Source organism: Streptomyces griseochromogenes (genome assembly GCF_001542625.1).
Classification (GTDB): Bacteria; Actinomycetota; Actinomycetes; order Streptomycetales; family Streptomycetaceae; genus Streptomyces; species Streptomyces griseochromogenes.
On the sequence record NZ_CP016279.1, the window covers coordinates 3,991,480 to 4,005,059 of the forward strand.

11 protein-coding genes and 3 pseudogenes are annotated in these 13,580 nt (G+C 65.9%); 9 read left to right on the forward strand and 5 right to left on the reverse strand.

The features are described 5' to 3' along the window. Positions 1-584 precede the first annotated feature (584 nt). On the forward strand, positions 585-1,718 hold the full coding sequence (locus tag AVL59_RS16880; protein ID WP_237281521.1) for a hypothetical protein: 1,134 nt from the start codon (positions 585-587) through the stop codon (positions 1,716-1,718). After that, entirely contained in the window at positions 1,715-2,884 is a 1,170-nt protein-coding gene (locus AVL59_RS16885; protein WP_067304926.1) for a hypothetical protein, read from the forward strand. Before AVL59_RS16880 ends, AVL59_RS16885 begins: the two co-directional genes overlap by 4 nt. Before the next feature lie 203 nt (positions 2,885-3,087). On the opposite strand, the gene AVL59_RS16890 is transcribed toward AVL59_RS16885, so the two are convergent. After that, positions 3,088-4,821 carry an immunity 49 family protein gene (locus tag AVL59_RS16890; protein ID WP_067304928.1) on the reverse strand — a complete coding sequence of 578 codons (1,734 nt, stop codon included), beginning with the start codon at positions 4,819-4,821 and terminating at the stop codon, positions 3,088-3,090. Positions 4,822-5,275: 454 nt separating this feature from the next. Between AVL59_RS16890 and AVL59_RS48160 the strand changes: the two are divergent. Continuing rightward, positions 5,276-5,583 (forward strand): annotated as a pseudogene (locus AVL59_RS48160) (helix-turn-helix domain-containing protein); the annotation flags it as partial. Between the two features lie 109 nt (positions 5,584-5,692). Here the strand turns inward: AVL59_RS48160 and AVL59_RS48165 are convergent. Continuing rightward, positions 5,693-5,866: pseudogene (locus AVL59_RS48165) on the reverse strand (pirin family protein); the annotation flags it as partial. Between the two features lie 111 nt (positions 5,867-5,977). On the opposite strand from AVL59_RS48165, the gene AVL59_RS16895 reads away from it, so the two are divergent. After that, positions 5,978-7,105 carry a tyrosine-type recombinase/integrase gene (locus AVL59_RS16895; RefSeq protein ID WP_067317376.1) on the forward strand — a complete coding sequence of 376 codons (1,128 nt, stop codon included), beginning with the start codon at positions 5,978-5,980 and terminating at the stop codon, positions 7,103-7,105. Positions 7,106-7,258: 153 nt separating this feature from the next. Here AVL59_RS16895 and AVL59_RS16900 read toward each other — a convergent pair whose 3' ends face one another. Next, positions 7,259-7,723: a hypothetical protein gene (locus tag AVL59_RS16900; RefSeq protein WP_067304931.1), complete on the reverse strand. Its 465-nt coding sequence runs from the start codon at positions 7,721-7,723 to the stop codon at positions 7,259-7,261. Between the two features lie 182 nt (positions 7,724-7,905). Then, positions 7,906-8,127: pseudogene (locus AVL59_RS16905) on the reverse strand (tyrosine-type recombinase/integrase); the annotation flags it as partial. Positions 8,128-8,309: 182 nt separating this feature from the next. On the opposite strand from AVL59_RS16905, the gene AVL59_RS54310 reads away from it, so the two are divergent. The 3 genes from AVL59_RS54310 to AVL59_RS48175 all read left to right on the forward strand — a co-directional run bounded on the left by AVL59_RS54310 (position 8,310) and on the right by AVL59_RS48175 (position 10,274). Beyond that, positions 8,310-8,903: a hypothetical protein gene (locus AVL59_RS54310; RefSeq protein WP_237281522.1), complete on the forward strand. Its 594-nt coding sequence runs from the start codon at positions 8,310-8,312 to the stop codon at positions 8,901-8,903. Then, on the forward strand, positions 8,885-9,088 hold the full coding sequence (locus tag AVL59_RS16915) for a hypothetical protein (RefSeq protein WP_067304938.1): 204 nt from the start codon (positions 8,885-8,887) through the stop codon (positions 9,086-9,088). The genes AVL59_RS54310 and AVL59_RS16915 overlap by 19 nt, the downstream gene beginning before the upstream one ends. Before the next feature lie 368 nt (positions 9,089-9,456). Next, positions 9,457-10,274, forward strand: a protein-coding gene (locus AVL59_RS48175; RefSeq protein WP_418361205.1) for an IS5 family transposase whose coding sequence is annotated in 2 segments (ribosomal slippage) — positions 9,457-9,786 and positions 9,789-10,274 — 816 coding nt in all. Because the reading frame shifts where the segments join, the coding sequence is not laid out codon by codon here. Here AVL59_RS48175 and AVL59_RS16930 read toward each other — a convergent pair. Next, on the reverse strand, positions 10,271-10,603 hold the full coding sequence (locus AVL59_RS16930; RefSeq protein ID WP_067304946.1) for a hypothetical protein: 333 nt from the start codon (positions 10,601-10,603) through the stop codon (positions 10,271-10,273). The two genes, AVL59_RS48175 and AVL59_RS16930, sit on opposite strands and share 4 nt — an antisense overlap. Before the next feature lie 101 nt (positions 10,604-10,704). On the opposite strand from AVL59_RS16930, the gene AVL59_RS16935 reads away from it, so the two are divergent. Then, entirely contained in the window at positions 10,705-10,896 is a 192-nt protein-coding gene (locus tag AVL59_RS16935) for a DUF6378 domain-containing protein (RefSeq protein WP_067304949.1), read from the forward strand. A gap of 428 nt (positions 10,897-11,324) precedes the next feature. Beyond that, on the forward strand, positions 11,325-13,391 hold the full coding sequence (locus tag AVL59_RS48180) for an ATP-binding protein (protein WP_159399936.1): 2,067 nt from the start codon (positions 11,325-11,327) through the stop codon (positions 13,389-13,391). The last annotated feature ends 189 nt before the right edge of the window (positions 13,392-13,580 follow it).

Here is a 13,580-nt window from a genome sequence, read left to right on the forward strand (position 1 = left end):
GCACACCGAGCGGGCCCAGGAACTCCCCGCCGCTGGCGTCTCGTTGCGCGAGCGGTGGGCGGCCATCGCCCCACGAGCTGCCCGGACACGTCGCGGCCGTCGGCTATGACGCCGACTCCGGCCGGCTCACCGTGTGCCTGAAGCCGATGGCCTGGGCGACAAGACACGCCTGGAGCAGGCCCGCGCGATCGATGCCGCCAACAAATCGGCGGTCCGCGCCGCGTGGTCGTCCGCGCCCTGCGAATCCTCGCGCCTGGCTCCGCAACTGACGGAGCTATCGAGGGCTCGAAGCGCTTCACGCAGGTCAGACAGGTGATCTTGGGTAAGGCAAGTTCGGTATGTAGGACTTGGAAACGGTTTGCCCGAACGGCTTCCGGGACCCATGTTCGAGGCGCGGCAATGCGGACACTCCCTTTGCTGCTGTCAACAAATGAATACACTGCTGGTCAAGATCCGCAGATGCTCACTCCGACGTGCAGGGCATGCACTGTTTTGGTGTGCCTGCGGGTGAGTGTGTAGTTACGGGAACGGCGCACGTGGGGGACCGGTTGGCGACGGCTGCCTGCGCCGGAGGGGATCACGGGGTGAGTGAGACAGACGAGGCGCCCGCGGCGCCCGGTCGGCTGCGCCGAGCGCTGCCGAACAGCAGGCGCGGCCGGTTGTCGCTGATATCCGCGCTGGTGCTCGCGCTTGCGGGCACCGGGCTCGGCACGTGGGCGGCGCACACCTGGCCGTGGCCGAAGGACCGCTACTGCTGGGGCGCATGGGAGGAGGACAGCGGCCCGGACTTCCTCGGCGACGATGACGACGGGTCACGCACCGGCAAGGAGACGGCGCCGACCCGCGAGCACCCGACCGGCAGCTGCGAGGTCGCCATCGCCAGCGACTACAAGAGCAGTTACGACGGCGACAAGGTCTCCACCGACCAGCAGGTGACCGTCGAGTACGGCCCGGTCCCCAAGGCCGCGGAGGCCCGGCTCGCGATGGTCCACGACGGTTTCCTGGGCGGCGACATGGTCCCGCTCCCGGACGGCCTGCCAGGCACGGTGAACGGGCGCGGTGGCCTGCTGGTGCTCCCGAAGTCCTGCGACACGCACGACGGCCGGCCCACCGTCGTCACCATGCACGCGTCCGGCACGTACACCAGAAACGGCCCCTCGTACACCCAGAACGATCCGGCCGATCTGGGCGGTGCCCGTCAGGCGGCGGTTCTGCTCGTCGCGGCGGCCAACCGTGGAATGGCTGCGGCCGGTTGCGCGCCGGACGAGCCGCTGAAGGTCAGCTCGCCGCTCTACGACCTGCCGGGCAAACCGGAGGCAATCTTCGGCACCTCTGACGACGTCTGCGGCATCCGCGGCCTGCACCTCGACACGAAGGACATCGAGGACCAGACCGGCGCGGCCACCCGCGACCTGCAAACGTGCAGCGTCCGTGGCGATCGCGACGGCGTGCCGTACTTGCAGCTGGCGATGGTCGCGCAACCCCGGCTGGCCGCGGTGTTCGACGGCGTCACGGGCGAACACCCCGCGGCCCGTGGCTGGCGCGGCACGGGCACCATCGGTGAGAAGCACGCGATCGTACGAGCCGACTGCGCCGGCCGGCCCGCCACCTTCCTGATGGGCGCCTCCACCGACCCCGGCCACCTCGCCGCCTTCGCCAACGCGGCCGCCGCCCGCCTGGGCTGCGCCCCCATCGCCCCCAAGGGAGCCGCCCGATGAGCAGCACTGCGGACGAGCCGAACCGATACGACCAGGCTCTGCCCGCCGACCGGGAACCGCTCGGCGAGCGGCGCCTGCGCCGGTGGCACTGGCGCAGACTGCTGCGCGGCGGGGTCCGGCCGCTGCTGGCCGCAGGTCTCGCCGGGGCGCTGCTCGGCGCCGGAGGCATGGCCTGGCAGACGCAGGCCGGGCCGTTCGCGCCGGACGAGGTGTGCTGGGGCGCGCTGTCCCGCGATGACCTCGCCCCGACGTTCCGCAAGCCCGAGGACGTCAAGGCGGTCGAGGCGCCCGTGCTGCACGGCGGGCGCTCCATGGACGGCCCCACCGGCAGTTGCCAGTTGACGAACAGCGACGGCGACGAATGGGCGCTCACCGCTCGGGTGCACCGGCTGGACGACCGGGCCGGCGACGACGGCAAGTGGGCTGATGAGTTCCTCTCCGCCCGTCTCACCCCGTTCGGCGGCGGCCTCCTGGGCATGGCCTCGGACAACCGCGCCTGGCTCGCCGTCCCGGACGGCTGCCTGGGCCGCCCCGGCGACCTCGACGGGCCAACCGTCGTGGACATCGCCCAGGGCAGCTGGATCACCGACATGGAGCCGCGTACCAAAGAGCGGGACGCTATGGCCCGAATGGTCGTGAAGCTCGTCAACAAGGTCAGCGCGGACCTGGGCTGCACCGGCACGATCGCCGATCCGGTCGAACGCCTGCCGAAGGCCGCCCGCTACACCCGCACGGAGAAGCCAGACGCGCTCTGCGGCATCAAGGGGCTGACCCTGGGCAAGAAGCGCAAGCCGGACAAGTACCCGATGATCACCGACGGGCACGGCCCGGTGCGCACCTGCGACCGGGACATCACCGGCTCGCAGCCGGAGCAGCGCCTGATGACCGTCGAGGACCCGCGGCTCGCCGCGATCTTCACGAGGATGACGCTGGACGAGGGCGACCGGGTGCGCTCCGCCGCCGGATACGGCGGCCTCGGCCCCAACCTCGGCGTCTTCCGGGTCCGTTGCCAGGCGGGCCAGACAGTGTTCCTCGTACAGGCCAACGAAGCCGGGATGAGCGCGGACCTGCGCACCCTCTTCCCCCGCTACGTCGAGGCCGAGGCCGCCCGCCTCGGTTGCGGCCCGCTGAACCTGAAACCGCCACGGCCGGGCGGGAGCCGCTGACTCCCGCCCGGCCGGACACTTATCCAGGGCTCGAAGGCACTTCACGCAGGTCAAAAGCGAGAGGGCCTCGGACGGGCCAGCGGGCCTTCTTCCTCGCCCACAAGCCCAACGCATCGTGACCAGTTGCCTCAGATCGATCGAGACAGACGAACGCTCGGCGTCTCGCTCGACCTGAGGCAGGTCAACGCATTTCGCTGGTTGGCCTAGAAGGGTTCCGCGGCCCACAGGAGATCCTGCGGAAGGTAGGGGGAGTCGACGCGGATGGCCGAGCCGCGGCGGCGGGCGTGGCAGGCCAGGGCGAGGATGTCCAGGTTCACGGAAGCGTCCGGGTCATCGGCGCGGTCGGCGACCTGGTAGTAGTCGCGGTGGGCTTCGAGCGCGTCGGCCAGGGCCAGGTTGAAGCTCTCCTCGTCGCCCTCCACGAGCTGTGACAGCAGCACGGCCGGCGGCATGGCGAAGCCCCAGTCCTTGGCCTTCTCGGCTTGTTGGAGCGCCCGCTGCGCGGCCGGTTCGGGATCAACGCCCTTCAGGTAGGCATGGAGGGCTTCGCGGTACGCGCTGAAGGCGGAACCGTCCGGGCCGGCGAAGGCGGGGCCGGTGAGGACCAGCGGGGCGAGGTCCTCGCGTGCGCCGGTGATGAGGGCCAATGCGGTGGCCGTCTGCCAGTTGCCGGCGCCGGCCTCCTCGTCCCGCTCGGCCGGGTAGCGCAGCGTGCGGCCGCCGACAGTCACCTCGGCCTCGGTGCCCGGCTCCGCGAGGGCGATACGGAAGAGGGCCGCCCCCGTCTGGGAGGCCAGCCGGAGGTTCGCGAGCAGGGCGTCTGTAACCGCGGAGTCACCCGCACGCCACTTGAACAGGCGCTCCTGATCGCCCATGACGCTGCCGAGCCGCCAGACGGCGAGGGGTTCTCCGTCGACGGCGGTGAACGCCTCCTGGACGTCTTCCTCGTACATGGCCTCGATCTGCGGGCTCACCGTCCGTGCGCAGGAGGGCCGTTCCACCACCAGCGGGCCCGCGGCGAGCGCGGCGACCGCGTCCGGGCGCCGGTTCCGGCCGAACCCGCCCACCCGAGGGCCCCGGGTCTCGAAGCCGGTGATCAGCGCGTGCGGGAGGTAGTCGGTGCGGACGGCCGGGGTCCAGCCCAGGGTCCGGTACGCGAGAGCGGCGAGGGCGATGGGAACGAGCGGGAGGAGAGTGCTCGGGGAGGCCGCGGGGCCGTGCAGAGTGGTGTACCTGGCCAGGAGGCCGGCCAGCGCGGCATCGAAGGCTTCCCGGTCCTCGGCGGTCAGGGCGCGCAGCGTGAGCAGCGCCGCACTGTCCGGCCGGTCCAGGAGCGGCTCGCCGGTCTCCTGAGCGCGGGTTCGGACGCGGTCCAGGGCCGCGTCGACGGCGGCGAGCTTGGCCTGCGCGCCCGGCGGATACTCCTCGTCGTTGCCGGTGTCGTCCAGGACCACGGCCGTCAATCCGGTGGCGAGCTCGCCGATGGGCGTCCCCTGCGCCTTCTCGGCGAACTTCTGCCGGGCGAAGTGGAAGGCCTCGCCGTGCCACTTGGCCCTGTCCCTGAGTACCGTCAGGCAGAGCGCATCGATCCACTCCCCGGGCGTGACGCTCTCCTCAGGGGCATCCTCACCGGGGTCGTAGCTCATGCCGAAGTTCACGTACTCCAGGAAGACCTGGAAGCTGCAGTGCGGGTGGTAGGCGGCGTAGGCGACGGCGCCGGCTGCTGCTTCGGAGGCGTCCTTGAGGGCGGCCTTGGCCTCCGGGGAGTCGAGGTCGGGTGTCGCGACGGAGAGGGCGCCGAGGTAGTCGAGGAACTCGTCCGCGATCGACTGCCATTCGTAGGTGGCCATCCGGCCGGCCCTCGACATGGACCGCACCTGCCCCCCGATGCGGTTCGTGAAGTCCTCGCGTGCTGCCGACACGACGGCCCCGCCCACCTGGTGACGCTCTATTCGCACTGCCCTGCTCCTTGATCGGTCTCTGCGACAGCCAGCCTAGGTGCGGGATCTGACAGGACAGCGACTGCTGTGCCCCGGGAGCCCTGGCCGGGCCGCGGGGTTTCGTGGCAGGTGCGTCAGCGGTGGTGCGTGCTGTGCTGCCCCTGGGAGCCTCGCGAGCCCGGGACGGGGGCGATCGTTCGTGAGTCTGGACCGTGGTCAGACGTCCATCTCGCCCAGTGATCACTGCCCGGGCCGGTGAGCCTTTCAGTGTTGCCTCTCCAGGGTGGGTGAGTTCGCCGCCCGGCGGCCGATTGAGGCCGGTGGTCCCGTGTGGGCCGGTGCCCTGGTAGGCGCAGCGAGTGCTGTGCCCGCGTAGGTTCGCCGGGTTGGTGCTCATGGTCCTCGTGCCGGTTGGATGTGACGACACGTCCGATCGGTGCGGGGAGGCGGGATGGCACAGCCGGTAAGGGGCCGTACGTTGACCGAGCAGGAGGGGCAGACAATGCAGCGGATCGTGCGACGGGGCAGCACGGCACGGTGCGGTTCTGCAGAGCGATGATGCTGCTGGCCTCGGCGGGCGGGAACACCGTGCAGGTGATCACGCGGCTCGTGCAGGCGGACGAGGTCACTGTCCGGGACGTGATCCACAAGTTCAACGAGATCGGGCTGGCCTGCCCGGCCCCTCGTTGGGCGGGAGGCCGTCTCCGCCTGCTCAGCGATGACGACGAGGACTTCGTGGTCCAGACGGCCACCACCCGCCGGCCAAGCTCGGCAGGCCAAGGGTGTTTGCTCACGCCGTCTGAGCGAACCGGGCGGGGTGCGTTTCACCTCGCCCGGCTATGTGCACGCCAGGCTGAAGAGTCACAGTTCAGCGCACACGACCCCGCGGCTTCAGCGGCACAGTCGGCAGTTCCGGCGCAGGCAACGGATCCCCGTCGTACCCCTTCACTTCCCCGAATCTCTTCCCGTTCATCCAGTTCTCCCGGGCCTGTTCGATGTCGTCCTGCGTACGCCCGACGAAGTTCCACCACATATCGAACTCCATCGGTATTTCCGCAGGTCAGCGACCTTCGGGACCGCTGCTGGTCAGCAAAAGGTCAGCATCGGTCGCGAGGAGTCGATTCGCGTGGCGCAGGGTTCGTTGCCCCGGGGGATGGGTTCGTTCTTCAAGGAGTGCGAGCATCCGCGCTCGCGGTGGGCGAAGTGCCCCCACCTCTACAAGATCCGGTACCGGTCGGCCGCCGGTAATCAGTTGGAGGAGACGGGGTTCGCCACCCAGGACGACGCCATCGAGCGTTTGACGGAGATCTACAAGGAGAAGAAGGCCGCAAGGCAGTCGCAGCCGAAGGCGGAGCGCATCCGGAAGTACGGGGCGATGCGCTTCGAGGAATACGCTGAGGAGTGGAGGGCCGGGCAAAGGCACCTGGCTGTGGGCTCTCTTCGGCACCTCGACTCCCTCCTGGAGCACCACATCTATCCGACGCTTGGCAGACGGCGGATGAACTCCTTCGACCATAAGGTGGTCGACGGCTTCATTCGCACGATGGAGCGCAACGGCGTTGGTCTGGCCACGCAGTCCAACGCCTTCGACAAGTTGCGTTCGATCCTCCTCGACGCCCATCGGCTCGGGCTCTTCTCCGACAACCCTGTGGCTGGTGTGAAGGAACCGCAGTACGACCCCGCGCGGGCTGTCATCCCCTCGCCCGAGCAACTCCGCGGGATACGTGCTGCGGGCGATGACGCGTTCATGTTGATCGTCGACATGATGAGTGGTTGCGGCCTGCGGAACGGCGAAGCGTACGCGGTCAATATCAACAACATTGTGGCCGACGACGTGTACCGAGTCTCCGAGCAGGTGGTCATGGCCTCCCGGCAGTACGGGCCGCTCAAGCACCGGAAGCCGGGGGACTATCGCGATGTTCCCCTGCCGGCCCAGGTCAGGGAGACGATCGAGTGGTACGTCGACAAGCATGGAACGGTCGATGGCTATCTGCTCCGCCAGCCCAGCGACCCCACTAGGCCGTATCCGCACTACGCGGTGGACAATCAGTGGAAGCGGATCAAGGCGTCGGGCACGGTGGACATCCCGAAGGGCATGGTGGTTTACGGGAATCGCCACTTCTTCGCGTCCAACTGCCTTACGCACGGCATCCCCATCACGGACGTTGCTGAGTGGATGGGGCACAAGAGCATCGAAGTCACGTTCAAGATCTACCGGCATCTCATGCCCGGCTCGATCAGCTCCGCCGCCCAGATCCTCAATCTCGGCTTGGCTGCTTGAGCGAAGAGCCCCAGTTGACCGGAAGCTCCGTCGAGATGCAGCGCTGAGCAGGCGCTCACTTGCTCACGCTGAGCCGTCCCGGAGTGATCCAGCGGCGCGCCTGTGCAAAAGGCTGCGTCGGCGCTCTCGCCCCGCATTTCGCAGGTCGCTGATTCAGGTCTGTGGCCAGCGGGTTCGTCTGATGTCGACGTCGAGTAGGTCGAGGAGGTGAAGTTGGACGCCGCGGGTGATCTGAATGGTGGGTGGGTCGGTCACGTTGCCGAGGCGCAGGGTGAGTTCGGCGAGGTGGTAGAGGATCATCCGGCCGGTGGGGCGTGCCTGGCGGCTGTCGAGATAGAAGCCGGTCACGGTCTGCCCGGTGCCCAGAGCGCGTCTGACCTGCCGCTCGATCAGGCAGAAGACCAGCAGAGCCAGGCAGATCACCTGGATCAGTTCCACCGCGCGGCAGTTGTGCTGGACGAAGATGGGTTTGACCGCGAGGGGGCCCTTGAAGTCTGCGTAGCGGCGCTCGATGGCGCCGTGGCCCTTGACCAAGACCTGTGCGGGCGTGGCCCGCTCGGACGGGAGCGTGGTGATCAGCCCGTAGGCGTCTGCCGCCCCGCGGGCCAGCTTGTCCATCCCTCGCCCCGGCCTTCGCCAGACGTTCCGTGGGGCTGGCGTGCTGCCCGGCGGCGTTGGCGGTGGAATGCATCAGGACGCGCCGCACCGTGAGCACCTCGTCCCGCTGGCGGGGCCCGATCAGGGTGTGGACGTCGTGCAGCACGCGGTAGCCCTCCGCCGCCCGGGTGGAGGGCTGACAGTTACGCGGCGAGTGCGAGGTTGAGGTTGAGGATCTGAGCGGCGGAGCTGATCGAGCCGGGCATGAGGTGCCGGTAGATCTTGAACGTGACACCGATGCTCTTGTGGCCCATCCACTCGGCGACGTCTGTGATGGGGATGCCGTGCGCGAGGCAGTTGGACGCGAAGAAGTGCCGGAAGCTGTAGATCACCATTCCCTCAGGGACGTCGATTTCACCGCTTTTCAGCGAGTGCCTCGGCCAGCTGTAGCGTCTGGGCCCGGTCGATGACCACCTGCCTGAGCGAGGCGATGCCGCGGAGCTGTGCGAGGTCGTTGCCACGCAGATCCATGCCGCGGTACGTGCCGCCGTTGAACTCGGCGAGCCGTGGATCGCAGTCGTCGAACGCTGCCGTCTGCAGGTCGGCAGTGTCGAACGTGGTCTCGCGCAGGGAGCACTGGGGAGAAGATCACCGGACCGGTGGCCCGGAGGCGGAGGATGCTGTAGTCGAGCTTGCAGTTCTCGAACAGCACGTCGTCGAGGGTGTTGTCCTCCAGGGGGGCGTCCATCAGTTTGCAGTCCCGGAAGACGACGCGGGTGATCTTGCTGTCAGACCAGTGCAGGGAGGACAGGTCGCAGCCGGTGAATTCCACCGAGTCGACGCGGAGCTTCTCGAACCGGGCGCGCTGGATCTTGAGCGCGGAGATGCGTCCGTCGATCAGGTGCGTGTCGGCCAGGTCGAGGGCACGCAGGGCTGCGTCGCCGTAGTGGAACTCGGCGACTCGGCCACGACCACCTTCGAGCGACGTCACGTTGGACAGATACAGGCCGGGCTCGTCCAGCGAGGGCAGGGTGACGCTCGTGCGGTGGATCGTGCGGGAAGCTCCATCGACGATCTGATGGTCTGCCCCCTGTGCGAGGGCAAGGCGACCGTCATGACTCTGGAGTGCCGCATGTGCTCCAGCCGCTTCCTGCTCACCGAGAACCGGCGAGGTGAATCGGAATGGGCGATGGACCGGTGAAGCCGTACACCTTCCACGCGGACGGCACCGCGGTGAACACGGTCCTCGTCCTGCACTGGGACGACGGGGAAGACCTCGTCCTCCCCATCGACAGCGCCCACTGGCTCAACCGCGCCAACGGCGAGACGGAGCTGGAGGTCACGATTCCGGGCCACCTCGTACGCGTGGTGCCGGAGGAGCGGTAAACGGGGCCCCTATCACTCTTCTGCTGTCCTTCGCGTTCGGCGCGTTCCGTCGTCTTGAAGGGCTTTCCGGGCCTGGGCGATGAACTCGTCCCGTTCGTCGCCCAGTTCGTTCGCCAAGGAGCGCTTGTCGCTTCGGGAGGTAACCGCCTCCCGAGGCTGCGCTCGCAGACACCGCAGATCGCTCCGTATCGACTTGCTGATGTCTCCAACCTTGTGCAGGACTTCGACCCCTGCGTCTGCGACGGATCGAGGGCCTTCCACGGCAACGCGGGACCACAAGCGATTTATCGTGCGCTCGTGCTCCTTAGAGGTCCTAACAGAAGCCGTTGATCATGTGACTTTCGGCTTGAGCGGTCGTTGGTCTACTCGTGGGGAAACGTCAGTCGCGACCTTGGATCGTGTCGGATGAACTGTGGTCGCTGATCGAGCCATTGCTGCCTGAACCGGGTCCGAAGCTGGTGGAGGGGCGGCCCCGGATCCCGGACCGGCAGGCGTTGTGCGGGATCCTGTTCGTGCTGCATACCGGCATTCAGTGGGAGTACCTGCCCCAGGAACTGGGCTTCGGCTCGGGGATGACGTGCTGGCGGCGCCTGGCCGCGTGGAACGAAGCCGGTGTCTGGGACGCGCTCCACTTGGTGCTGCTGAAGAAGCTGCGGGCCGCGAAGAAGCTGGACTGGTCGCGGGCGGTGATCGACTCCTCCCACGTGCGGGCCGCTCGGCGGGGCCCAAAAGCGGCCCCAGCCCGGTCGATCGCGCACGGCCAGGCAGCAAACACCACGTCCTCACCGACGCCCAGGGCATCCCGCTCGCGGTGTCGCTGACCGGCGGAAACCGCAACGACGTCACCCAGCTCCTGCCCCTGCTCGACAAGGTCCCCGCCGTTGTCGGCGCCGTCGGCCGGCCCAGACGCCGACCGGATGCGCTCCTCGCGGACCGCGGCTACGACCACGACAAGTACCGCCGACTGGTGTGGCGGCGCGGTATCCGCCCGGTCATTGCCGAACGAGGCGAGCCCCACGGCTCTGGCCTCGGCGTCTTCCGCTGGGTGGTCGAGCGCACGATTGCCTGGCTGCACGGATTCCGCCGCCTGCGGATCCGCTGGGAACGACGCGACGACATCCACGAAGCCTTCCTCGGCCTCGCCACCTGCCTCATCACCCACCGACACGTCCGACGCCTTTGTTAGGACCTCTTAGCCGTTGCCAATACGGCGTCTCCAACTTGTGGGTCCTCTGGTAGGCCGGCGATCCAATGGTCTTCCAGGTAGTCGAGCAATACGTCTACGGCACTGACGAACTCCGCGTAGTGCTGACTCCTGGGCTCCCTGCGCTGCTCCAGAAGCTGGGCGCGTATCTGGAGCTTGAGATGCTCGGTCTGGGCCGCGATTTGCGCGGTCTGGGCCTCCAGCTGCCTCTCCTGGTTCTTCTTCGACCACCAAGCGCCGAGCAACGCCGGAACGCCCACGAACACCCCACCGATGATGGAGCCGATCAACCCTGCCTGCGCACTGCTCATGGCGCGCAAGTGTTGTCGATCTTCGGCCTCTGTGTCAGCCGGACGCCAAGATCATCTTGCACTCGCGTTCGCCGAAACCAATGCCCCCGCGAAAGAGGACCATGGCGGATCACGAGCACTGCCCGGACTGCGCCTGCTGCGGCCAGAAGCCCATGCCGCTGACCGTCGAGCAGGAGGCTGCGGCCATCACCCGCGACGGCGACCGCCAGCGCACCCACGGCCACCCCTGCGAGGACTACACCCGCACCGCGGCGATGTGGTCGGCGATCCTCGGCACCGAGGTGACCCCGTAGAAGGCCACGCTCTGTATGGTCGCCGTGAAGCTGTCCCGCCTGTGCCACACCCCCGAGCACCGGGCCGTGTCGTCGACCTCATCGGGTACGGCATCGTCTACGACCGGATCGTCCGCGAGGACCCGGAGTAGGCCGCGCTAAAAATGCCGTTCCGCCGGTGATCTGCCGCGGCGTGGGTCGGGGACTTGGAGCCTCTTGACCTGACGCCGTATCCGCTTGGACAGGACTTTTATTGACCCTTCACTAGTGCTGAATTCAACGGACGCTAGGCAAGTTGCGATCAGGCTGGCGCGATGGAAGCGTAATACCAATGGGGGCCTTCCAATGTGTCCGACCCCTTCTATGGAAACGGCATGCAGCCTTCCCGTGGCAAGTTGGACACCTGGTCCACCCGCTGCGACGCGCAACGAATTCGAGCAGTGATTCAAATGGCTGATATTCGCTACCTCGCAGAAGAGATTCATGACGTCAGGGACTGGATCAAAATCGCTGGGCAAGCCCTACTGACCCTGGAGAACAAGGATTCTCCTGATTTCCCTAGCTTTATTCGGAGCAAGGACAGTGGCTCCCCGCCAGACCCAGACAAGTCAGAACCAGCCAAGACGTCAACACACAGGTCGTTTGCTGCACTCATCGATTTCCTCCGCTTCCTCACTGAAGAGAGAAAGAAAGAGAACGAACCGGAGAAAGGAGAGAAGGAAGCGCGTGACCTTGCCGTGAGGCTGATCAAAGGCTATTACGACAAAATAGGCTCAGAGGATATAAAACGGTACCGGGGAGATAATCCCTCAACATTCAGGGATGGCCACCTTCTTCTGGCCCTTGCACGCCTGAATATGGCCCGCACTCTCCTTGATATTGGGCCACCAGATGCCGAATTTAAGAAGGTAATTGGCGAAATGTCAGCCGCCATCGCTGAGGACATTCGCAAGACCCGATTCAGTATTGACGAACAGTCTCGGCACCTATTTCACGATTACATAACGCTCTTCGCAGTGAGAGCTGCGGATACCGTCGGCTCCACCTATAAGGACGAGTCGATAGTCGCGGAGATAACTGACCTCTATCCAAATTTGGCTAGAACAGTGCATCAAGGCATCCTAGCCCAACTCGGCGCATACCATGCCCAGGATGCTTCGCGCTTCGACCCAGCGGAACTCGCTTTCCGGATATGTCTACTCCACAGGCTTGATGAACACGGGTTCGCACAGATTGGAGGCCCCACGCTCAGTGTCATCAAGGAAGCGCAATCTTTGAACGGTTCTTGGCCTACCGCGAGGCGCGTGTTTCTCCAAAATCACCAGATCAATGGGCGCATGGGGGAATTGCATGTGGGGAGCAATGACATAGCACTTGCTCTCGCAGTCATTCTCTGTGGTGAGATAAACCGAGGCCGGGGAGAAAACGTCCCTCTGATGCTTGATGTGCTTCACCGTGCTTTCCTCAACGCCAAGGCGAGCATTTCTGACCTAGGTGACAGGAAGGGATGGTCTAGTGACCGGACTCGCCCACAGGACCACGTGGAGTCATGGACTACTGCGGTGGTTCTGTCCTTCTTTGATCGCTACCACACAGCCTTGCGAAGGTTGCGGCAGCGAGAAATACTCGGAAAATACCCGTCAGTTACATACGCTGACGCAGACGCTTTCCAGTGGCCGGATCTCACACCATCGATTCGTTCGGATCCATCCGATCCAGGAGCCGAGCGTACCTTCACGGTCCGCGATCCCACAGCGAGTCGCAAGCTCAACGCGAAAATAACCGAAAAATTCCTCTCTCCCGTGAAAGATAGCCCCGTAAGGCGGCCGAAGAATATTTCTCTACTGCTCTCTGGTCCACCCGGGACAGGGAAGACGAGGCTCGTGGAAGAGATGGCGAAATCTCTTAACTGGCCTCTGCTAACTCTTTCTCCGCCTGACTTCCTTCAAGGTGGTCTTGAGAAATTTGAGGTCTCTTCGGCAAAGATCTTCGATGACTTGCAAAAGCTCCGTAGGGTGGTGGTTCTGTTTGACGAGTGCGAGGACTTTTTCCGCCGCCGGGAGACGGAGACTACAGCGGCCGTAAGCGAGAGGACAATGGGTGCATTCATCACCGCCGGGATGCTACCCAGACTGGTGCTCCTACGCGAGCAGGGCTGGCTCATTTTTGCCCTGTCAACTAACATATCGATCGATCAACTCGATCCCGCAGTCATCAGGCCCGGCAGGTTTGACTTCGAACAATATCTCCCGCATCCGTCACAGTCGGCCCAGAAGGAATATATACGCACAGAGGGGTTGGATGAGGGTCTTGCTAAGCTTCTGGAGAACGTGTTGGGTAACTGGACAGAGCGAGAACAAGAGCGCGGTCAACAGGATTATCAGCCAGTTTCCTTCCGCATCCTGGACGAACTCATCGCTTTCCTCAAAAGCAAAGAAGACGCTAGTGAGGAGGAGCTGGAGAGGGAGATACGTAGACGGATGAGTCCTGGACCTCCTCGACTTACGGATTCTTAAGTCCCCTCCGAGGCGTGGCCAGCGCTCGTCAGCGAGCGGTGACCCCCGACGTGGGCGTAACGGCGGCAAGGACGCCGATGCCGAGTATTGGTCGCGAGGACGCAGGTGGCCGGTCGCTCGCGGTCCCGCGGCCGGGTCCCTGCTCGTGTCCGTGGCCCCGGCCCGGGAATGCCGTTCGGCCTTACCCGG